This is a genomic window from Microbacterium sp. CGR2 (genome assembly GCF_003626735.1).
Classification (GTDB): domain Bacteria; phylum Actinomycetota; class Actinomycetes; order Actinomycetales; family Microbacteriaceae; genus Microbacterium.
Window position 1 is genome coordinate 1174182 of sequence record NZ_RBHX01000001.1, and the last position, 21700, is coordinate 1195881.

At 66.6% G+C, this 21700-nt stretch carries 19 protein-coding genes; 7 read left to right on the plus strand and 12 right to left on the minus strand.

The window, feature by feature from the left end:
• Positions 1 to 29: 29 nt before the first annotated feature.
• From D7252_RS05930 to D7252_RS05960, 7 genes are all read right to left on the minus strand, one after another.
• Positions 30 to 842, minus strand: coding sequence for a carbohydrate ABC transporter permease (locus tag D7252_RS05930; protein WP_120774538.1), 813 nt, complete (start codon positions 840 to 842; stop codon positions 30 to 32).
• Positions 843 to 844: 2 nt separating this feature from the next.
• Positions 845 to 1720 (minus strand): carbohydrate ABC transporter permease, encoded by an 876-nt coding sequence (locus D7252_RS05935; RefSeq protein WP_120774539.1) that lies wholly within the window; start codon positions 1718 to 1720, stop codon positions 845 to 847.
• Between the two features lie 8 nt (positions 1721 to 1728).
• On the minus strand, positions 1729 to 3000 hold the full coding sequence (locus D7252_RS05940; RefSeq protein WP_120774540.1) for an ABC transporter substrate-binding protein: 1272 nt from the start codon (positions 2998 to 3000) through the stop codon (positions 1729 to 1731).
• Positions 3001 to 3153: 153 nt separating this feature from the next.
• Positions 3154 to 4992 (minus strand): class I mannose-6-phosphate isomerase, encoded by a 1839-nt coding sequence (locus D7252_RS05945; RefSeq protein ID WP_120774541.1) that lies wholly within the window; start codon positions 4990 to 4992, stop codon positions 3154 to 3156.
• Positions 4989 to 5894 (minus strand): ROK family protein, encoded by a 906-nt coding sequence (locus tag D7252_RS05950; RefSeq protein ID WP_120774542.1) that lies wholly within the window; start codon positions 5892 to 5894, stop codon positions 4989 to 4991. The genes D7252_RS05945 and D7252_RS05950 overlap by 4 nt, the downstream gene beginning before the upstream one ends.
• Before the next feature lie 116 nt (positions 5895 to 6010).
• Complete coding sequence (locus D7252_RS05955; protein ID WP_120774543.1) at positions 6011 to 7036, minus strand: LacI family DNA-binding transcriptional regulator; 1026 nt, start codon at positions 7034 to 7036, stop codon at positions 6011 to 6013.
• A gap of 195 nt (positions 7037 to 7231) precedes the next feature.
• Positions 7232 to 8656 carry a serine/threonine-protein kinase gene (locus D7252_RS05960; protein WP_120774544.1) on the minus strand — a complete coding sequence of 475 codons (1425 nt, stop codon included), beginning with the start codon at positions 8654 to 8656 and terminating at the stop codon, positions 7232 to 7234.
• A 184-nt stretch (positions 8657 to 8840) separates the two neighbouring features.
• Between D7252_RS05960 and D7252_RS05965 the strand changes: the two genes are divergently transcribed.
• The 4 genes from D7252_RS05965 to D7252_RS05980 all read left to right on the plus strand — a co-directional run bounded on the left by D7252_RS05965 (position 8841) and on the right by D7252_RS05980 (position 12240).
• Positions 8841 to 9068 carry a DUF2188 domain-containing protein gene (locus D7252_RS05965; protein ID WP_120774545.1) on the plus strand — a complete coding sequence of 76 codons (228 nt, stop codon included), beginning with the start codon at positions 8841 to 8843 and terminating at the stop codon, positions 9066 to 9068.
• Positions 9068 to 9862, plus strand: a complete 795-nt coding sequence (locus tag D7252_RS05970; RefSeq protein ID WP_251050645.1) for a 3-keto-5-aminohexanoate cleavage protein — start codon at positions 9068 to 9070, stop codon at positions 9860 to 9862. The genes D7252_RS05965 and D7252_RS05970 overlap by 1 nt, the downstream gene beginning before the upstream one ends.
• A 111-nt stretch (positions 9863 to 9973) precedes the next feature.
• Positions 9974 to 11038 carry a phosphogluconate dehydrogenase (NAD(+)-dependent, decarboxylating) gene (gene gnd / locus D7252_RS05975; RefSeq protein WP_120774546.1) on the plus strand — a complete coding sequence of 355 codons (1065 nt, stop codon included), beginning with the start codon at positions 9974 to 9976 and terminating at the stop codon, positions 11036 to 11038.
• Between the two features lie 95 nt (positions 11039 to 11133).
• Positions 11134 to 12240 carry a GntR family transcriptional regulator gene (locus tag D7252_RS05980; RefSeq protein ID WP_120774547.1) on the plus strand — a complete coding sequence of 369 codons (1107 nt, stop codon included), beginning with the start codon at positions 11134 to 11136 and terminating at the stop codon, positions 12238 to 12240.
• A gap of 75 nt (positions 12241 to 12315) precedes the next feature.
• On the opposite strand, the gene D7252_RS05985 is transcribed toward D7252_RS05980, so the two are convergent.
• The 5 genes from D7252_RS05985 to D7252_RS06005 form a co-directional block, all read right to left on the minus strand.
• Positions 12316 to 13458, minus strand: a complete 1143-nt coding sequence (locus D7252_RS05985; RefSeq protein WP_183055195.1) for a glycoside hydrolase family 76 protein — start codon at positions 13456 to 13458, stop codon at positions 12316 to 12318.
• A 118-nt stretch (positions 13459 to 13576) separates the two neighbouring features.
• Complete coding sequence (locus tag D7252_RS05990; RefSeq protein WP_120774549.1) at positions 13577 to 14830, minus strand: ABC transporter substrate-binding protein; 1254 nt, start codon at positions 14828 to 14830, stop codon at positions 13577 to 13579.
• 40 nt (positions 14831 to 14870) lie between these two features.
• A complete protein-coding gene (locus D7252_RS05995) occupies positions 14871 to 15824 on the minus strand; it encodes a carbohydrate ABC transporter permease (protein WP_215110904.1) in 954 nt (317 codons plus the stop codon).
• Positions 15824 to 16780, minus strand: coding sequence for a carbohydrate ABC transporter permease (locus tag D7252_RS06000; protein WP_215110906.1), 957 nt, complete (start codon positions 16778 to 16780; stop codon positions 15824 to 15826). The genes D7252_RS05995 and D7252_RS06000 overlap by 1 nt, the downstream gene beginning before the upstream one ends.
• Positions 16777 to 18132 (minus strand): glycoside hydrolase family 125 protein, encoded by a 1356-nt coding sequence (locus D7252_RS06005; protein ID WP_259461056.1) that lies wholly within the window; start codon positions 18130 to 18132, stop codon positions 16777 to 16779. The genes D7252_RS06000 and D7252_RS06005 overlap by 4 nt, the downstream gene beginning before the upstream one ends.
• A 480-nt stretch (positions 18133 to 18612) precedes the next feature.
• Between D7252_RS06005 and D7252_RS06010 the strand changes: the two genes are divergently transcribed.
• The 3 genes from D7252_RS06010 to D7252_RS06020 all read left to right on the plus strand — a co-directional run bounded on the left by D7252_RS06010 (position 18613) and on the right by D7252_RS06020 (position 21682).
• Positions 18613 to 20235, plus strand: a complete 1623-nt coding sequence (locus D7252_RS06010) for a GAF domain-containing protein (RefSeq protein ID WP_259461057.1) — start codon at positions 18613 to 18615, stop codon at positions 20233 to 20235.
• Positions 20232 to 20921, plus strand: a complete 690-nt coding sequence (locus D7252_RS06015) for a response regulator transcription factor (protein ID WP_285229029.1) — start codon at positions 20232 to 20234, stop codon at positions 20919 to 20921. Before D7252_RS06010 ends, D7252_RS06015 begins: the two co-directional genes overlap by 4 nt.
• A gap of 152 nt (positions 20922 to 21073) precedes the next feature.
• Positions 21074 to 21682 (plus strand): hypothetical protein, encoded by a 609-nt coding sequence (locus D7252_RS06020; protein ID WP_147406693.1) that lies wholly within the window; start codon positions 21074 to 21076, stop codon positions 21680 to 21682.
• Positions 21683 to 21700 lie beyond the last annotated feature (18 nt).

Genomic DNA, 21700 nt, shown 5'->3' on the forward strand with positions numbered 1-21700 from the left:
TGCCTTTCAGCAGGAGCGGTGGGTGGACGTCAGTACTGGCCGAGCGCGAGGCCCTTGGCGAAGAACCTCTGCGTGCAGAGGAAGAGCACGACTGTCGGCAGCGAGACGAGCACCGCCGCAGCGAGCACGACCGACATCTGCGCACCGCCGTAGGTGCTCTGCATGCCGGACAGGGTCGTGATGATCGGACGGATGTCATCGGACTGGCTGAGCGTGAGTCCGAGGAGGAGATCGTTCCAGACGAAGGTCGCCTGCAGGATGAAGATCGCGACCAGCGCGCTCGATGCCATCGGCAGATACAGGCGCAGGAAGATGCGCCAGGTGGTGGCGCCGTCGAGCACGGCCGCTTCGAACACGTTGTGCGCGACCCCGGTGAAGAAGTTCCGCATCACGAAGGCCGAGAACGGGATGGAGATCACGGTGTAGATGATCACCATCCCCACGCGGGTGTCGAAGAGGCCGATTCGGGAGTAGGCGTCGAACAGCGGCAGCAGCACCATCTGCAGGGGGAAGACGGTGCCGCCGAAGATCACGACGAACCAGAGGAAGCCGCGCTTCAGCCGCAGGGCCACGATCGCGAACCCGGCCGCGGCGCCGACGAGCACGGCGATCGTCGGCGAGACGATCGAGTACACCAGCGTGCTCAGGATGCTGTTGCCGAGCCCCGAGAGCGTGAACGCGTCGGCGAAGTTCTCGAACAGGTGGAAGTCGGTGGGGATCCACGACTCCTTCGACGTGAACGTGAGCGGATCCTTCATCGCGTTCACGACCAGGAGGTACGCCGGCAGCAGCCAGATGAATCCGAGGATGACGAGGACGGCGGTTCTGATGATCTTGGACATGGTCACATCTCGTTCTTCGGGGAGAGCTGCTGACGCAGGTAGAGCACCGAGGCGATCAGGGTGATGACGGTGAGGAACACCGCGATCGCGGAGCCGAGCCCGTAGTCGCTGTTGACGAAGGTCTCCTTGTACATGGTCAGCGCGAGGGTCTCCGAGACGGTGCCGGGGCCGCCTTTGGTCATGCCCCAGACGATGTCGAAGGTCTTCAGGCTGGCGACGATCGAGAGCCCGACGACGACAGCCGTGAGCGGCCGGAGCATGGGCCAGAGGATGCTGGTGAACAGACGGACGCCACCGGCGCCGTCGATCCGCGCAGCCTCGAGGGGCTCCTTCGGGATCGCCTGCAGGCCGATGGTGAACAGCAGCGCGTTCACGCCGACCCCCTGCCACGACGAGGCGATGATCATGACGACCGTGTTGAGCGGAGCATCCAGCAGCCACCGCGGCGGATCGGTGATGCCGAACGCGCCGAGGGCCTGATCCAGTGCACCCCCGGACGAGAGGATGAACGACCAGACGACGCCGACGCCGATGCCGGAGAGGGCGTAGGGGATGAGGAAGGGGAGGCGCAACCAGATGCCGCCGCGGAGGTTCCAGGTGAGCAGCGCGATCGTGAGACCGATCCCGACGGGGATGATCAGGGTGCCGATCACCCAGAGCACGGTGTTCATCGCCGACCCGACGAAGTCTCCATCGGTCAACATCTCGACGTAGTTGTCGAAGCCGATCCACTCGGGGCTGCCGAGCCCGTTGTAGTCCGTGAAGCTGAGGAAGATCGTCCACAGCAGGGGCAGGTAGAGCAGGACTGCGACCAGGAGCACGCCCGGGGCGATGAAGCCCCGGGCGGACCACTGGTACGGCGTCTTCTGGTGCGCCATCCGCTCGACTACTCCTGCTCTGCCCAGTACTTGTCAGCCGTCGCCTGGATCTTCTCCAGGTAGGGCATCGGGTCGCCGGGGTTGGCGTTGAACGCGCCGAACTGCTCGATGGCCGTGGTCACGATCTCGGTGGGCATCGCCTCGAAGAACCGGTCGTAGAGCTCGTGGTCGTCACCGGCGATCTCGGTGCCGAGTTCGGCGAGTGCCGGGTCGGACACCTCCGTCTTCGGGTTGAAGGCGACGTCGCCGTGCGCCTCGTTCCAGGCGGTCTGCGCGTCGGGCGACATCCACCATTCGGAGTACGCGAGGCCGAGGTCGCGCTGCTTCGAGTTCTCGGCGGTGCAGATCGGCCCGGATTCCACTGCCACCGGTGTGGCGTCGAGGTCGCCGTTCACGGCCGGGATCGCGAACATGCCGTAGTCGTCGGCGGTCATGCCCGCGCCTTCGAGGTTGCCCGCGAAGAACGTTCCGAAGTTGATCATCGCGTAGTCGCCTTGCTTGAGGCCGACCGCGGGATCGGTGGTGCTGCCGGCGTCGCTGAACCAGCCCTTCTCCTGCTCTTCGAGCCAGAGGTTCATGACGTCGACGATCTCGGGGTCGGTGTACTTCACCTCGCCGGTGGTGAGTCCGGCGTACAGCTCGGGGTCGGTCGATGCGACCAGGTGCTGGAACCACTGGAACGTGAACAGCACGCTGGTCTGGTAGTACGGGGTGACTCCGGCGTCCTTCAGCGTCTCGGCTGCGGCGTCGAGGTCGTCCCAGGTCGTCGGCACTTCGATGCCGTTGTCGGCGAAGGCGGCCTTGTTGTAGAACATGATCCAGTAGGCGATGTTCATCGGCACGCAGTACTGCTTGTCGTCGAAGGTGTAGCTGTCGCGGAGGTCTTCGCTCACCCAGCCCTCGTCGACGGCCTTCGTCCAGATGTCGGTCGTCTCGGCGACCAGGCCCTCGTCGACGAGCTCCTTGAGCGAATCGCCGGTGTGCCAGGTGAAGAGACCGGGGGATTTCGCCGTGCGGAAGGACTGTTTGATGAAGGCGTCGTACTGGTTGGCGTCGGAGTATCCGGTCGTCTTGAGCGTGATGTCGGCGGCTTCGCCGCTCACCTCGTTGAGAGACTCGAAGTCTGGTTTCCAGGCCGCCTTGTCGGTGTAGAAGTCGAGGGTCCCGGAGACCTCTCCGCCGTCCGAGCCGGAGCCGGAGTCGCCGGAGCAGCCGGACAGGACCATACCGCCGAGGATGAGACCGGCCGCGGCGGCGGCGATCGTGCGTCGCGAAATCATTCTGAACTCCCTTGTTCGTTTGGTATCGTTACCAGAAATCTGGGTTCACGCTACCAAGGTGATGAGTGCGGTGCAAGAGATTCCTGCCTCGGGCAGCTCTTGCGGGGGTGGAGCGGGCGTACCGATGCTGCGTCGTGCCGTTCTGCGCTGTGTTCAGTTGTCGCTCGTGCGCGAACCGCGCACGTAGGCCTTGACGGTCGCGAAACGCGCGCTTCGCGAATGCTCGGTGCGCTCGATGCGGTACGCGCCCACGGCGGCCGGGATGATGAACGTCTCGGCGTAGTGGATCACGAACGGCTCGAACGCTGCGGTCGGGCTGACCACGCGAACCTCGTCTCCTTCGACGAGATTGAGCACGTTGACCGTGCCGTCGGTGTCGTGATCGGCGGCGTCGTTGAACCAATGGCGGCGCACCTCGATGAACTCGAGTTCGTGGAGGCCGGTGCGTTCTTCCGTCACTCCGCCGTCCGTGCGGATCGTCTCCACCTGTCCGACCAGATTCTGTTCCACCCATGCGGTGTCACGATCCCACTGGATGTTGCGGGCGCCATGGTCGAGGTGCACAGGACGGGGGATGCCGTCGAGGCCGACGCGGCCCCAGTCCCAGAGCTTGAAGGTGAAGATGAACGGCGTCGCCGAGATCTCCAGCACCATCGAGTTCGCGCCGGAGCAGTGCACGGTGCCCGCCGGGATCGCGAAGTGATCGTGCTTGCGCGCCGGGAAGGCGTTGATGTACTTCTCTGCCGGGAACGGATGATCGCCGTCCTGAGCAGTCGCGAGATCCTGCAGCATCGCGGAACGGTCGACGCCTTCCTTGGTGCCGAGGTAGACGATCGCGTCATCTCCGACATCGAGCATGTAATAGCTCTCGTCCTGCGTGTAGTGCATCCCGAAGGTGTTCTGGATGTAATCGGTGAGCGGGTGCACCTGCAGGCTGAGGTTTCCGCCCTGCATCGTGTCGAGGAAGTCGAAGCGGATCGGGAACTCGGCGCCGAAGCGAGCGAAGGTCTTCGCGCCGAGGAGGTCGACAGGACGGCTGAACACGAGGTCCAGCGCAGGGATCTCGATGACACCGCCGTCGCCTTCGAGCAGGAGGGAGTTCTCTTCCGGCACGCAGTCGAAGCACCAGGCGTAGTTGTCCTTCGACGGGTCCAGTCCGATGAGATTCTTCATCCACTGGCCACCCCAGACGCCGGGGTCGAAGAACGGCACGACGCGAAGTGGCCGAGTGGCGGCATCCTCCAGCGCCTGCCGGAACGCCGTGCCGGTGATCATGCCGGCGTCCGGCGAGTCCGCATGCGCCTCCGCCGGTGCGATCGCGTTGCCGTCGACGACGAAGTCGACCGTGTCGAAGAGTCCGCGCTTGTGGCGGTCGGCGACGCGCCACTCCACGAAGAACCCGCGCTTGTACTTGCGCAGGTTGTCCTCGCCGGCGTTGTCGGCGCGCCAATTGGTGGCACCTCTCCGCTGGCGCAGCTGTATCTCCCACCGGGCCATATCGACCAGCACCGTGGTGGCAGGGCCGTCGATGCGCGAGTCCACGAGGGCAGCACCCCAGCCGAGGACGACGGTCGGGTTCCCGCCGACCGTGCGAGCGAGCTCGTCGAGGGCGACCTCGTCGTAGAAGTCCGTCAGGGTGAAATGGCTCATCACGCCGAAGACGCGGTCGTCGGTCAGATTGGGTGCGATCAGTTCTTCGACCTCGGCGATCGGCCGAGCAGCGGTCTCGACCTCGAGGAAATCCCAGTTCGGAAGGGCGGCCCGCACCTGCGAGGTGAGAGCCGGAACGTCGACGCCGGGATACGCGTCGACCAGCAGGACGGGCGTCGTGCCCGACACCCGAGCGCGTTCCTCCGCGAGGGCGGCGGCTGCGCGCCAGGCGTCCGGTCCGCGGACGATCCGCTCGCCGGCGGGAAGGGCGACCGTGGGTTGTGTGTCGTACCGACCTCGAGTCGTGTGGCCTTCGTGCATGTCGCTGATGGGGGTGGTCACTTTTCCTCCAGTTGGGGGTGAGCGGTGTGCGGGCGAGCGGTGTCAGCAGCGGCAGTGCCTGAGCGGGCCAGCACGCTCAGGCCGCGTGCGACGGACAGCTCGGGTTCGGGAGGGACGATGAAGCGCGGCATCGTCATCGAGGGCCACAGGTGGGTGCGCACGAATGCCTCGATCGGCGCACGGACGGCGGCACCGGCACGGAGGATGCCGCCGGAGAGGATGACCACTTCCGGGTCGTACGAGTGGACGAGCGTCGTGACGACGGCACCCCAGACGTGGAGGAACCTCTCGCGCACCGTGCGGTGGACGTCGTCCGAGAACACCTCCGCCATGCTCACTCGGTCGCCCAGCGCCCACGTGCTCGCGAGCGCTTCTCCGCAGCCGACGTTCCCACACGGGCAGATCGGTCCGTCGAGCTCGACCGTCAGGTGGCCGCCGAGGATGCCGGCATGCCCGGTCCGTCCGCGCAGAGGGACACCGTCGATCATGGCCGCCGTTCCGATGCCGGTGCCGAGCGTGATCAGCACGGCATCGCGCTCGCCTGCCGCGCTTCCCGTGGAGGTCTCGCCGACGAGTGCCGCTCTGGCGTCGTTGTCGACGGCGGCCGGATGGCCGAACTCGCGGAGAGACCAGGCGCTGAGGTCGAAGTCTCGGAGGAAGTGGTACTTCGCGTTGGCGTGCAGCATCCGTCCTGTGCGCGGGTCGACGACTCCGGGGACGGCGATGCCGACGGCGTCCGCTGTGCGCCCGGTCCGGGCGAGGAGCCGCTGAGCTTCGGCGCCCGCGGCGGCGAGGTCGGACACGCTCCCTGTGACGGGGATCCGCGTGGAGGCGATGACCTGCGCTCGGTCGGCGACAGCGAGTTTGATCTCGGTGCCTCCGAAATCGATGCACAGTTCCATCCGGCCTCCTCGTCGATGATTGGTAACGTTATCAACGAGCGAAAGTCCTGTCAACGATCTGCAACGATCGCCGGCCGTAGCGACAGCTCTCGCGCACGTCGCGAAGGGTCGGACTTCTACCGCACCCCGACCCGGAGTGACACCGGCAGTTCGATCTCGCGAGGTGCAGCATCCCGCTCGCCGCCGTCGAGCCGATCCAGCAGCAGTCGTGCCGCGGTGCGCCCGAGCTCCCGCGGGTCATGATGGATGACGCTGATCGGCACGGGGGAGAGTTCGGCGAGTTCGAAGTCATCGAAGCTCATCAGCTCGGGGAAGTCGGATGCCGTGCGCAGCCCGATACCCAGCTGATGGCTGATCTCCTTGAGCGCACCGATCGCGTTGCGGTTGTTGGCGCAGAAGACGGCCGTGGGCGGGTTCTTGGCGCGGAGGAGAGCGCGCGTCGCGTCACGCGCCTGATCGACGGTCTGCTGATCCGTCGCGATGAGCCGCGGATCGACGGAGAGGCCGCGGGCTTCGAGGGCGCGGACGAACCCGGCATGGCGGCGGGCTCCGGTGAAGATCGAAAGGGTGTTGCCCAGATAGCCGATGCGGGTGTGGCCGCGGTCGATCAGAGCAGTCACGCCGCGGAACGCCCCGTCGTCATCGGCGAGCACGACGCTGTCGGCGGCGAGACCGTCGACACGGCGAGAGGCGAGAACCACGGGTACGCCCTGATTCTGCGAGTGTGCCAGGTGCGCCGAGCTCGCGCCCGCCGGAACCACGATGAGCCCGTCGACGCGGCGACCCAGGAAATCGCCGACGAGCTCGGCCTCTCGGGCGACGTCTTCGGAGGTGTTGCCGAGCAGGATCCGCCGGCCGGCCAAAGCCGCCTCCTCTTCGACGCCCAGCGCGAAGGTGCTGTAGTACGGGTTCGCGATGTTCGTGATCGCGACGCCGATGAGCCCGCTGCTGTGGCCGGGGCGGATGCTGCGCGCATTCTCATTCCGGTGATAGCCGAGTTCGGCGACGGCTTCGAGCACGCGCTGCTGCACATCGGGCTTCACATTCAGCCCGCCGGAGAGCGTGCGAGACACGGTCATGGGGCTGACGCCCGCTCGTCGAGCGACCTCTTTGACGGTGGGACGAGGCGTTCGTTCACCCATTCCAGCCCTCCGACCCGTGGTGCCTGCGATTTTAGGGAACGTTACCAGCGCTCGGCATCGGGACGGTGTGTGGGAGAGCCGTCGGGGGCGGCGGCGCGGGGTGCAGATGTCGGGCCGAACAACAGTTGTCGGGAGATATCGCCGATTCGGCCCGACATCTGTCCGATCGCCCGACATCTGTACATAGCAGGGCGGCTACTTGTCCTTGCCCTTGGGCTTGTCGGCGTTGTCCGCCTTCTTATCCGAACCCTTGTTGCCGTTGCCGTTGCCCTCGTTGCCCTGGCCTTGGTTGCCCTCGTTGCCGTTGCCCTGGTTGCCCTGGTCGGTGACGGGCTCGACAGGAGCTTCCCGTTCGGTTTCGACGGGGGTCTCGTCGACGGTCTCCACCTCGGTGACGGGCTCGGTGGTCTCTACAGGTGCGCGCACGGCCACGTCCGATGCCGTCCGGCCGAGTTGCTCCGCGGGCGGCGTGAGGGCTGCCGCGCCGACTCCGATGCCGCCGACCACGAGGAGGGCCGCAGCGCCGATCATCACTCCGCGTCGAACGCGTGAGGAGCGTGCCTGCTCGCTCGGATCGACGGGTGCGAGTACCGCCGTCGCTCGCGTTTCCCATGGCGCGTGTGCTTCTGTGCTCGCGTTCGCCGCGCCCGCTCCACCCGGTGCCGCCGCTCCGCCTGCTGCCGCGGCTCCGCCTGCCGCCGCGGCTCCGCCTGCCGCCGCGGCCGCCCCCGCGGCGAAAGCCACCGTCTCATCGGTCTCCGCTCCGCCCGTGCGTGCGAGGTCCCGCGCCGCACGCGCGACCTCGGTGGCGGTGGGCCGCTCCGACGGGTCGAGGCGCGTCATCCGTTCCAGAAGGTTGCGCCACTCGCCCTCCACCGATGGCGGGATGACCGGCGCTGTCCCCACGCGGGCGACGGCGGATGCGCGGCCCGACCCCAGCGAGGGGTACGCCGACATGCCTGTCAGTGCTTCGATGGCGACCAGGCCGAGAGCGAAGATGTCGACCGGCGTTCCCGGATCCGCGTCGGTGAGCTGCTCGGGCGCCATGTAGGTGAGCGTCCCGAGGACGATGCCGGGCGAGGTCATCCGCGAGTTCCCGATCGAGTGCGCGATGCCGAAGTCGGCGAGTTTGGCGGCCCACGCCCCGCCACTGCGTGTGGTTCGCGGAGCCATCAGCACGTTCGACGGTTTCACGTCGCGGTGGACGATCCCCGCCGCGTGCACCACGGCCAGACCTTCGGCCAGGTCGCGGACGATGCGGGCCAGCTCGCGCGCACCGATGGGCCCGTCTGCCATGCGCTCGGCGAGAGTGGGGCCGTCGATGTACTCCATGACGAGGTACTGGGGCCGCTTGGGCTCGAGCTGCGCGTCGAACAGGGTCACGAGCGCGGGATGGCTCAGTGATGCGAGAAGGGCCTTCTCCGTGTGCGCGCGATCTGCGGAGCCGAGTTCCTCGCCGTCCGCCTCCCCCTCGTGGATCATCTTGATCGCCACGACGCGGCCGAGATGAGTGTCCTGGGCGCGATAGACAGTGGCCATGCCGCCTTTGCCGACGCGGTCTTCCAGGATGTATCGTCCGTCGAGCAGTGCCGCCGTCGGCGACATCACTTCAAACGTCATCTCACACTCCTCTGTCACGGCATTCGGGTCCAGCTTCACCTGACGTTAGTTCACCTGCCTGGGATTGCCAGAGGGCTTGACGTGGCGCGGAAACAGTGAATCGCCTCGTCGAGGCGGGTGTGTCAAGGGGCTCCCGCCTCCCTGCATCCCCTCGTAGAAAGGATGCAGACGAAAGGAATTCGGCATGGCCGCAGGCGATATCGAGACGTACCAGCGCGACGGGATCTGGTTCAACCGGATCGAGGGTGAATCGTTGACATTGGGGAGCAGCTTCGAAACCGAGGAGGAAGCGGTGAAGGTCGGACGCGGGGCCGCTGTCGCGCGCCAGGTCGCACACAACGTGCGCACCGAGGAAGGCCCCTCGCAGGACGACAGCGCCTATGACCGCCACCCGCGAGACATCATCGGTTGATGGCCGCAGCTGATTCGACGGCGATCCGTGGGCGTTCCGCCGCGCGGATGCTGCAGGCGTGCGTCAACGGAGCGCGGGACGTGGCGCAGCATCCGTGGTTGAGTGCGGACGCGACGGTTGTCGCCGCTGATGCCGCACGCGCGGTGGCGGCCGGAGCGCGGGAGATCCACGTCCACCCGAAGGATGCCGCCGGCCGGGACAGCCTGGCGCCGGAGGACGTCGACGGATGGGTGCAGGCGATGCGGGCTGCGTGTCGGGGCGTGCCGATCGGGGTCACCACCGGGGCGTGGGCCGAGCCCGATGTCGAGCGCCGACTCGCTGCGATCTCCGCCTGGACTCAGCTTCCCGACTACGCCTCGGTGAATTGGCATGAGGCGGGAGCGGACCACGTCGCCGCGCTGCTTCGGCGGCGCGGAATCGGCGTCGAGGCAGGGATCTGGGACGGCGCGGGCCTGGAAACCTGGAAGCGCTCGCCGACGCGCAGCGACTGCCTGCGGGTGCTGGTCGAACTGCCGGACGAGTCGGCCGAGATGGTCCGAGCACACGCGGAGGGGCTCATCGCTCATGTCGCTCTCGCGGAGCCGAGCATCCCGGTCCTGCTCCACGGAGAGGATCGTTCGGCGTGGCCCGCGCTCGATCTCGCCGTCGAGCTCGGCTTGGACGCGCGGATCGGGCTGGAGGACTGCCTGCTGTTCCCCGACGGACGAACGGCCACCGACAACGCCGCACTGGTGCGAATGGCGAGAGGGCGGATGCCGGCGGCAGCCCTCGGGGCACGGAACTCCGGCGGTTGAGTCCTCCGCGGCTTCACTCCGGAGAAGTGCCAGGGGCGTAACATCACGTCGAGAAGCGCCGATGGGCACACGGTCGTCGGCCGACGGAGAAGAACCACCGGAGGGACTGCGATGCAACTGGCGATGATCGGACTCGGACGCATGGGAGCGAACATCGTTCGCCGGCTGATGCGAGACGGCCACGAGTGCGTCGTGTACGACGTGAACGCGGATGCCGTGCGGACTCTGGTGGACGAAGGGGCCGTCGGCGCCGAGAGCATGGCCGACATGGCCGCGAAGCTCCAGGCGCCGCGTGCCGTCTGGATGATGGTGCCCGCATCGCTCACCGGAAAGGTCGCCGACGAGGTCGCTGCGGTGCTCGAACCCGGCGACACCCTCATCGACGGCGGCAACTCGAACTACCGCGACGACGTCCGGCGGGCTGCCGTGTTCCGGGAGCGCGGAATCGACTACGTCGACGTCGGCACCAGTGGCGGCGTCTTCGGGTTGGAGCGAGGGTACTGCCTCATGGTGGGCGGACCGGATGCTGCGGTACAGCGCCTCGAGCCGATTCTCCGCACGGTCGCCCCCGGACCGGGCGAGATCGAACGAACCCCGGGTCGAACCGGGGACTTCGCTCCCGAAGAGCAGGGCTACCTGCACTGCGGGCCGTCCGGGGCCGGACACTTCGTGAAGATGGTGCACAACGGCATCGAGTACGGCATCATGGCGGCGCTCGCCGAGGGGCTGAACCTGCTTCACAACGCGGATGCCGGTGTGCGGGAGGCGCAGCACTCCGCCGAGATCGCTCCGCTCGAGGAGCCGGAGTTCTACCAGTTCCCCATCGACACGTCGAAGGTCGCCGAGCTGTGGCGTCGCGGCTCGGTCGTCTCGTCCTGGCTGCTCGACCTGACCGCCGCCGCGTTGACCGACAACCCCACGCTCGACGGCCTGGCCGGGCGGGTGTCCGATTCGGGCGAGGGTCGGTGGACGGTCAAGGCGGCCGTCGACGTCGGAGTGCCGGTTCCGGTGCTCGCGGCATCCCTGTTCGAGCGCTTCGCGTCGCGTGACGAAGACCGTTTCGCCAACCAGGTGCTGTCGGCCATGCGGCTGCAGTTCGGCGGCCACCAGGAGCTCCCCGCCGGAGACGTGCTGGAAGCGGGCAGCCGCCGGTCGGAGTCGGGCTCCGAGAGCTGAGGCGTTCGCGCCGAGATCCGTCTGGGGCGCGTTGCCCGCCGCACCGCTGCCGCTGTAGATTAAATATAACTATTTGACACGGCGAACGGACGAGCGTGCTCTACAAGCGGGTGTATGAATCGTTGCGCGACTCGATCACGCAGGGGACCTACGCGGTCGGCGAGAAGCTGCCGTCGGAAGCCGAGCTGTCGAAGCAGTTCGAGGTCAGCCCGATCACGGTGAAGCGCGCACTGGAGCTGCTCCGTGCCGACGGAATGATCATGCGTCGGCCCCGCATCGGCACCATCGTGACGAGCGCCTCGCCGACGACAGCGGGCGCGGTATCGGAGTCCGACCGCGGACCGCGCCTCATCGGCTGCGTCCTCACCAGCTTCGACGACACCTTCGGCAACAAGGTCATCGAGGGCATCCTGGCGGCGGCGGGAGCCGACACGCACGTCGTCTTCAAGCGGTCAGGTGGAGACCTCGCCGAGGAAGACGCGTGCATCCGGGCGCTCATCGATGCAGGGGTGGAGGGTCTGCTCCTGCTGCCGAGCTCGTCGGAGTACATTCCGCCGGCGGCGCTCGAACTCGTTCCGAAGAAGTTCCCGGTCGTGATCCTCGACCGCCTCTTCGACGGCATCCCGGTGTCCGCTGTGTGCTCCGACAACGCCGGCGGTGGGCGGGCCGCCACCGAGCACCTTCTCGAACTCGGGCACCAGACGGTCGGATTCGTGAGTTCGACGAGCCACGTCTCCTCCAGCGACGACCGGCGAGGCGGCTACATCCACGCGCACGCGATGAACCATCTGCCGCTGGAGAACCGGGCTGAGCTCCGGACCATCGGCTCGACCGTGCCCGGAAGCTCGGAGACCACCGAAGACGACATCGCGCGTCTGGTCGAGTTCGTGCAGCAGCATCCGGACATCACCGGCTACGTCGCCGCCGAATACAACATAGCGCTGATGCTGCGGGAGGCGTGCCACCGGATCGGGTTGGCGGTGCCGACCGACATCTCGATCGTGTGCTTCGACCATCCGGACGCGTTCTTCGACACACAGCTCTTCCGGTTCACGCACGTGCGCCAGGCGCAGACCGAGCTCGGATCAACCTCGATCGAGTCGGTCCGCCGGCAGATCCGTGAGCCGCACGCGATCGAGAAGGTCGTCCTGCCGACGGAGTTGGTGCTCGGGTCGTCGTCGGCGGCGCCGCGAGCGCGCTAGCCCGGCGGAGGCCAAAACGCACGTGCGAGACGTCTCGCACGTGCGTTTCGACTGCGCGTCAACAGGCGGATGCTGTCAGCCGGCCACGGCGCCCGCGGGCGCAGCGGACGATGCCGTCGCACTCGACTCGGCACCGGCCTCCCGCGCCTCGAGTCGCGCCCGCTGCTCGACCGCGAAGATCGCACTGACCATGGTCGAGTACGGGATCCACTCGACAGGCTCCTTCGACCAGTCGTTGCCTGGGCGCAGGTGTCCGCCGACGACGCCGTTCTCCCACAGGGCATCCGTGCCGGCTCGCAGGAAGCGCTCCAGCTCGACGCGCTGCTCCGTGAACTCGTCGTCCCCGTCTTCCGCGAGGCGAGCGAGCACCGCGAGCAACTCCCCGAGATAGCGGTAGAAGACACCCTTGAAGAGCCCCTCGTCACCGCCGTCGCCCTCGTCGGGGAACACGGTCCCGTCGCTCAGCTCCCGCACGGCGGTCATGGCCGTCTGCACGGCACGATCGAGGTAGTGCCGAGCATCCGTCGCGGTGAACAACTCGACCGCCGCGCCGATGTAGAGGCCCTGGTTGTAGGTGAAGCGCCACTGAGTGTCGACGGCGCCGTCTTCGTTGCGGTTGACACCGTCCTCCACGAAGCCGTTCTCACTGACGAGGTTGGCGGTCAGCCACTCGAAAGCGAGCTGCGCGTAACCGAGGTAGTCGCGGGACGAGTCGTGGCGGCTGAGACGTACTCCGAGGATGACCAGCGGACCGTTCGCCGGAGTGTTCTTGTAGGCGAGCTGCTGCTTGCGCCACGCGAGGCTCCATCCGAGGGTGTCGTTCCACCCCTCGGCGATGACGTGGTCCCAGATCGCGATGGCCTCGTCGAGGTACTGCTGCTCGCCGGTGGCCTGGTGCACGCGTTCGAGGGCGAGCGCGAACCACAGCATGTCGTCGAAGTAGTCGTTGAAGAGCTGTCCGCCGTTGCGTTCCACGATGTTGTCGCGTGCGACGATCGCGAGCTGGCGCCAGGCCGGGTCGCCGGAGCGGTCCCAGGCGTCGGTGCGTGCATCGATCACGTGGGCCAGCCACCAGTAGTTGAAGACCTCGGTGTTGCCGCGGTCATGCGGGTGGCTGTTGGCGAGGTACTGCGGACCTCCGACGCGGAAGAAGTGGTCGAGGCTGTGCTGTGCGGTGTCGGCGCGGGCCGACCACGTCTGGGCGGGAGTGCTGGTCATGATTCCTTTTCCTGGGTTGCCGTGGCGTGTGTCACCGTTCGAGTGGCGCGAATGGACGCGTTTCAGCGGAGATGCGACCATTCGCGCCACTCGAGACGAAGTGAGCGGATGCTGAGGCTCAGCGGTTCTGTTCGAGGATCTGGTCGCCCTGCTCCTGAGCATCCTTCAAGGCCTGCTCGGCCGAGATCTCGCCGGAGAGGAAGCGCTCGAGTGCGGGGACGAGCGCCTTGCCGTCGACGTCGGAGTAGCCCTTCACGTTCGGTCGGGCCTGGGCGTAGTTCATCGTCTCGATGAAGGCCGCGTAGTGCTCGTTCTCGGTGAAGTAGGGGTCGTTCGCGGCTTCGATGTTCGCGGGGATCCAGCCGGCGATCTCTCCGAACGCGACACCGTTCTCGGCCTCGGTCGTCCACCACTTCATGAACTCCCAGGCGCCTTCGGCGTTCTTCGCGCCCTCGGGGATGACGAGCCCGAAGCCGCCCATGTAGGCGCCGGTGTCGCCGTCGGGGCCGGCGGGCGGGGGCACGACGCCGTACTCGAGGCCTTCGACCTGGTTGAGCGTCGACAGCGCCCACGGCCCGTCGAGTTTCATCGCGGTCTTGCTCTCGGCGAACGAATCTCCGGTGTCGCCGAAGCCCTGCTCGTAGACGTCGGCGTCGAGGAGGCTCTTCCAGAACTCCAGCACCTCGAGACCCTCCGGGCTGTTATATGCCGTCTTGGTCTGGTCGTCGTTGAGCAGCTGCCCGCCCGCCTGGGCGAGGTACATGTTGAACAGTCCCGGGTCGCTGAGGTCGAGCCCTGCCTGCTTCAGCTTGCTGCCCTCGGAGACCGCGAGTGCCTCCGCCGCGGTCTTGAGCTCGTCCCAGTCGGTGGGCGGTTCGACGCCGGCTTCCTCCAGGAGTGTCTTGTTGTAGAGCAGCGAACGATTGTCGACCAGCAGCGGCAGACCGTACAGGGTGTCGTCGACCTTCATCTCCTCGAGCGCGGGCTCGTAGAAGATGCTCGTGTCGATGGCATCCTCTTCGACGAACTCGTCGATGGGCGCGAGGGCCCCCTTGGGCGCGTAGAGCGAGGTCTGGTACCTGTCCCAGAGCACGACGTCGGGCACCTGACCGCCGGCGAGGGCGGTGAGCAGCTTCTCCTCGACGAGCTCCTGAGGCACGTAGGACACTTCGTAGTCGTCCTGCGATTCGTTGAACCGCGCAGCCTGTTCCTCGAGCTGGTCGACCTGGTCGCCCGACCAGGATCCCCACATGACGACGGGTTCGGGGCCGTCTCCGCTGCCGGCATCGCCGCCGCCGGAGGAGCATCCGGCCGCGGTGACGGCGAGTGACGCGGTGGCGAACAGGGTGAGGACTCGCAGGTGTTTCTTCATCGAACTCTCCTTGGTGAGGTGGGTGAGGGGGTGAAAGGGGTTACTTCGAGCCGACGTGCGCGACGCCCTCGATGATGTAGCGCTGTGCGAACAGGAACACCAGCAGCACGGGGAGGCTGGCGATCACGGTGCCGGCCATGAGGGGGCCGTACGCGGTCTCGTAGTTGTTGACGAACGAGGCGAGGCCGACCTGGACGGTCATCATGTCTTGGCTGTTGAGCACGATCAGCGGCCAGAGGAAGTTGTTCCAGCCCGCCTGGAAGCTGATGATGCCGAGCACGGCGAGACCTGCTTTGGCGAGGGGGAAGTAGATGATCGCGAAGATGCGGAACTCGCTCGCGCCGTCGATCCGGGCGGCTTCACCGAGCTCGTCGGGCAGCGTCTCGAAGAACTGCTTCATGAAGAAAACCGCGAATGCGCCGGCGGCCCCCGGGATGATGACGGCCCAGTAGGTGTTGATGAGTCCGAGTCCGCCCTGGCCGAGCGCGTCGTTGCCGCCGGCGAACGGGATGGATCGCAGGATCAGGAAGGAAGGGATCATCGTGATGATGCCGGGGATCATGAGCGACGAGAGGAACACGGCGAACACGGCGGCACGTCCGCGGAACTTCAGCTTCGCCAGCGCGTATCCGCCGAGGGCGCCGAAGAAGATGTTCGTCAGCGCGCCGCCGATGCCCAGCACGAGGGAGTTCACGAAGTACTGTCCGAACGGCACCTCGTCGAACACCTGCAGGTAGTTCTCCAGGGTCGGGTTCGCGGGAATCAGGTTGAGGGCACCCGAGAGGATCTCGGTCGCCGGCTTGAGTGACGTGGAGATCGTCCACACCAGCGGCGCGACCGTGATGATGCTGATGAGCACCACGCCGATGTACCAGGCGACGGTGGCGACGCGCTGCCGGGTCGTCTTCTTGCGGGCGGGCGGCAGGAGTCGCATGGCGGTGCCGGCGGCGAGAGCGGTCTCGATGGTGCGGGTGCCGCTGAGTGTGTTCGTCATCAGCTGTTGTTCCTGTTCGTGAGCCGTGCATTGAGCAGGGAGAAGACGAGGATGATCAGGAACAGCACGAACGACAGCGCCGAGGCGTAGCCCATCTCGAGGGCGCCGAAGCCTTTGTTGTAGATGTAATAGACCATCGTGACCGTCGAGTTTCCGGGGCCGCCCTTGGTCAGCACGTACGCCTGGTCGAACACCTGGAACGCTCCGATGATGAGGAGCGTCGAGACCAGGAACGTCGTGCGGGTGAGCGAGGGCAGCGTCACGTACCGGAACTGCTGCCAGGCGTTCGCGCCGTCGAGGCGTGCGGCTTCGTAGAGGTCGTTCGGGACGCCCTGCAGTCCGCCGAGGAAGATGATCATGTTGGCGCCGAAACCGGCCCAGACGCTCATCATGACGATCGCGATCATCGCCCACTGCGATTCGTAAAGCCAGGCAGGGCCGTCGATGCCGAACCAGCCGAGGACGACGTTGAGGAGGCCGTTCTGCGGGTTCAGCATCCAGAACCAGATGGTGGCGGTCGCGACGGTGGAGGCGACGACGGGGATGTAGAAGAACGTCCGGAAGAGGCGGACGGCGCGGTGGCGGCGGTTCAGCAACAGGGCGGTGCCGAGGGCGACGAGGAGTCCGGCGGGGACGTAGAGGAGCGTGTAGTACGCGGTGTTGCGGAGGGCGACCCAGAAGAACGGGTCCACCGCGATCGCGAGGTAGTTGTCGATCCCGAGCCACTCGAAGTCGCCGACGATGGCGTAGTCGGTGAAGCTGATCACGAGCGCCATGACGATCGGCAGGGCCATGAAGACGACGAACAGCGTGACCGGTACGAGCAGGAACAGCCAGGCGTTCCACGTCATCTGCCTCGCCGAGGGGTTGCGGGATTTGCGCGGGCGGCGCGGTGCCGGTTTCGTCGTCGCGGCTTCGGGGGCGGATGCCGGGGGCGTGAGGGTCGGGGCGCTCATGCGCTGCGCGCTTCCGTGAGAGGCGCTTCCGTGGCGGGCGCTTCCGTGAGGGGAGTCCGCTTCAGCGTGCGGAGGCCGGTGATGTCGAGCACCAACTCGCAGAACATCGCGTTCGCCCACGAGAACCAGGGGCGCGTGTAGACCTCGGGGTCGGTCGCGAGGAACGATTCATGCATGAGGCCGGTGCCGGCATCCGTCTCCAGCAGCAGGCGACGGATGCGATCCTTCTCAGCCGGGTCGTCGGTGGTGAGGGCTTCGATGCAGAGGCCGATCGGCCAGACATGACCGGCGGGTGTGTGGGGACTGCCGAGGCCGCTGGAGTCGGTTCCCGAGGGGAGCGCGCCTGACACGAAGGTGGGGTTCGACGTGCTGAGGATGAAGGCGCGGGTCGCGAGATACAGCGGGTCGTCGGTCTGGCACCAGCCGAACAGCGGCAGGGAGAGGAGGCTGGGCACGTTCGCGTCGTCGAGCAGCAGGATGCCGCCGCGCCCGTCGATCTCGTAGGCGAGGACGTCTCCGTGATCGGGGCTGGGGACGACCGCGTGCTGCTGGATGCCTCGTTGGATGTCGGTGCGAAGGGCACGCGCGCTCGCCGCGAGGTCGGCGTCGCCGAGGACCTCGGTGGCTATGGTCTCGATGTGCTGGAGCTCGACGGCGGCGAACATGTTGCCGGGGATGTTGTAGCCGTGGGTGCAGGCGTCGTCGCTGGGGCGGAAGGCCGACCAGGTGAGGCCGGTCGGGGCGGTATCGCTGCCGCGGCCGTCGCGCACGAGGGTGTCGGTGGGCGGGCAGTCGAAGCGCTGGAACCGGTAGGGCGACTGGGTCTCGTGGTTCTGCTCGGTGCGCCAGAGATCGATGATCACCCGGGCTGCGCGTGCGAAGGAGTCGCCGAGGTGGTCGGTGCGTCCGGTCGTGGTCCACAGGTCGTGCGCGAGCTGCACCGGGTAGCAGAGGGAGTCGACCTCGTACTTGCGCTCCCAGATCCACGGCGACTGGTCGGTGAGGTCGCTCTGGTGTCCGGCGCCGTTCGCCTCGGCGTTGAACGCGTTCGCGTACGGGTCGAGGAGGACGTACTCGATCTGCCGACGGTTGACGGCGGCGATCATGTCGCTGATCGTCTCGTCTTCGGCGGCGAAGTGCAGGTAGGGCATGAGCTGGGCGGAGGAGTCGCGCAGCCACATCGCGGGGATGTCACCCGTGAGCATGAACAGCGTTCCGTCGGGCATCTCGCGGAGCGTCGTGCCGAGTGTGTTCTCGAAGCACCGCGCGAACATCGCGGCGGTCGCCTCGTCTGTGCGTTCGCTGACGCGCTCCACGACGGAGTGGATGAAAGCCGAATGGGTCTGAGCCACGGTGCTCCTCGATCGGTGTTCCTGGGCCGCCCGGCACTGGACGACACCGCCGAGTGTAGAACGGAATCTGCAATAAGTCTATTTATATATATTGATATACGGAGGTGACGGAGGCGGACGTCTATGAGCACGCTCGCGCGCCCGAATAAGTATGTTTATTCCTGATCTCCCGTTTGTTGCGAGAGCGAAGCGAGACGAAGCGCCCCGTTCGTTGAGCGGCCCGTACTCAACCCGTGACGCGGATGGCTCGCCCGCCGCCCGCCGCCCGCCGCGGCCGCAGCCGACCGCACGCCCTATCGAACGGCCGGTCTGAGCGGTACGTTGGCATGAGATCGCAGGAGCCCTCAACGAGGATCTCGCTCAGAGTCGCGGCAGTGAAGCGCAATCGATATGACCGAAGACCACGAATTCAGCTTCCTTGATGATTCCCGCGGCGACTTGGATCGTGCGTTGGATGACCTGGTCGGTAGAGCGCGGACGGTGTTGGCCACGCAGGGCCGACTGCGTTCGCTGCTGAAGGCCAACCAGGCCGTCGTCGAGCACTTGGAGCTCCCGGTCGTGCTGAGGCGGATCGTGGAGGCGGCTGTCGAACTGGTCGGCGCCCGGTACGGCGCACTCGGAGTCGTCGCGGCGGACGGCACGCTCGAACAGCTGGTCCATGTCGGGATGACGGACGACGAGATGACGGCGATCGGCCGGCTTCCGAGTGGTCACGGTCTGCTCGGCGCGCTGATCGATGACCCCCGACCGATCCGGCTCGACAATCGATCCGAGGATCCTCGGTCCGTCGGCCTCCCGGCCGGCCATCCGCCCATGGACAGCTTCCTCGGCGTGCCGATCCGGGTGCGCGATGAGGTCTTCGGCAATCTCTATCTCAGCAATCATCCGGGAGGGAGTTTCACCGAGGAGGACGAACAACTCGTGACCGCACTCGCGGCCACAGCGGGCGTCGCCATCGAGAACGCCCGGTTGTTCGCAGAGATCCGTCGTCGGCAGGCGTGGAGCTCCGCGTCGGCTGAGATCAACGAGACCTTGGTGTCCAGCGATGAGGCGAACTCCATCTCGACGCTGGCCGCCCGGGTTCTCAGACTCGCCGAGGCAGACGTGGTCTGGGTCCTGCTTCCGACGGATGACCCGAAGCAGTATCGCGTGGAGACTGCGCGCGGACTCGATCACCTCGCGGTGGAGGGGAGCCGCATCCGGATTGCGGGGTCCGTCGTGGCGCGCGTCTTGGAAGACCATCACCCGCGCCTGATCGATGACGGTTCGACGCACGAGGTCGGATTGAGCACGGGCGACGCGATCGGGCCTGCCATGGCGGTTCCGCTCATGGCAGGGGGCCATCCTCAGGGCATCTTGTATGTGGCTCGCACAACCGGTCGTGCTCGTTTCGCGGCGTCCGATCTCGAGATGGCGGCAGACTTCGCCGGTCAGGCGAGTCTCGCGGTGGAGCTGACGGCAGCCCGAGTCGATCGCCAACGCATGGTGCTGCTCGAGGAACGAGGACGCATCGCGCGGGATCTGCACGATCACGTCATCCAGCAGCTGTTCGCAACGGGTCTCGACCTTCAGAACGTGGCTGAATCGATTGCGCCGTCATCCGTCTCGGACCACATCACCCACTCGGTGAGCAATCTGGATGCCGCCATCTCACAGATCCGGACCGTCATCTACGCCCTCACGCCTCCGGACCACGACCGGCACGATACGATCCGCAACAGGATCATCGAGCTCGCCGGCAAACTGTCGCCGGGGCTCGCGCGCACCCCGTCGGTCACATTCTTCGGCCCCGTAGACCTCGTCATCACGGCGGACCTCGCGGACGATGTGATCGCTGTGGCCCGTGAGGCCCTGTCGAACGTCATCAAACACGCCGACGCGCAGAACACCTCCGTCTCGCTGTCTGTCAGCGAGGGCTCCGTCTCTCTGGAGATAAGCGATGACGGATGCGGGTCACGCGGCGTGCTGCGGCGCAGCGGCGTCGCGAATCTCGAGCAGCGTGCGCTCCGCCGCGGGGGAGCGTTCACCTTCGATTCAGACGCGACCGGGACGCGTCTGAGATGGAGCGTCCCTTTCGCTCCCGATGATTCGCTGGGTGCATGATGGCGACGATCCGCACCTTCCTGGTCGACGACCACGAACTGGTACGGCGTGGTGTCGCCGGACTGTTGTCGACGCAGGCGGACATAGAGGTCGTCGGCGAAGCCAGCACCGCGGCACAAGCCCGTTCCCGCATCCGCGCGACGACTCCTGACGTCGTGATCCTCGACGTCAGGCTGCCGGACGGGAACGGGATCGACGTGTGTCGCGATGTGCGGTCGACGAACCCGAGCACCAGGTGCATAATCCTCACCGCCTACAACGACGACGAGGCCATCTACGCGGCGGTCTTGGCCGGCGCATCCGGTTATGTGCTGAAGGACGTCCGCGGTAGCGGGCTCGTGGAGGCGATCCGTGCAGTGGCAGAGGGGCGGTCACTCCTCGACCCCGCCCTCACCCGGCGGGTGGTCGAACGCCTTCGCTCGCCGCATTCGAGAGATCCTCGGCTCGGCTCACTGGGCAGGCGGGAACAGCAGATCCTGACCTTGATCGCCGAGGGGATGACCAATCGGGAGATCGGTCATTCTCTCGCCCTCGCCGAGAAGACCGTCAAGAACTACGTATCGTCGCTCCTCAGCAAACTGGGTCTGCACCGGAGAACGCAGGCAGCCGTGTTCCACCTCGAATCCCGCGAACCTCATCGTGGCGCGAATCCATCGAGAACCGATCCCGTCGTCGACTCGGTGTAGATGTCTCCGCGGCAGGACCTTCGGCACTGTTGCTGCCCCTCAGCGCGTCGCATGCTGAGAAGGCTGAAGGCCCACAACCACCCGATGGGGCCGGTCCTTCGTGCATCGTCGCCGTCTCGAGCGTCGGTGCCGCTTCGGAGGGGGAACTTCTCATGCAAAAACCCACTGTTCGTACTCGTCGTCTCGCAACGATGGTCGTCGGTCCAGCGGCGATCCTGCTCGCAGGCCTGATGGTCTGGCAGGGATCCAACGCCGCGTTCACCGCGACCACCCGCAACACGGGAAGCAACTGGCAGACCGGGTCGGTGATCCTCTCCGATGACGATCTCGGCGCGGCAGCCTTCCGCATCGACGGAGTGGTGCCCGGCCAGACCGGCTCGAGATGTCTTGTCGTGACCTCGCAGTCCACGGTTCCCGGGCAGGTTCGCACCTACGTGCAGAACCTCGGAGCCCAGGGTCTCGAGGACTACATCACGATCAAGCTGGAGCGCGGGACCGGCGGCAGCTTCGCTGACTGCACGGGCTTCGTGGCCACCAGCAGCCTCCCGGGGCCGCCTGTGCCCCTCTCCGCCGTCAGCGTCGCTATGAGCGGCTACGCCTCTGGTGTACTGCCCTGGAACACCACCGGAGTCTCCGGCGAGTCCACGGTCTATCGCGCGACGTGGACCTTCGACGTCACCGGATTGACCCAGGCGCAGGTCGACGCGCTGCAGGGAAAGTCGGTCAGCGTCGACGTCGTCTGGGAACTGCAGTCCTCCTAGGCGCTTCGGCGACGCGGA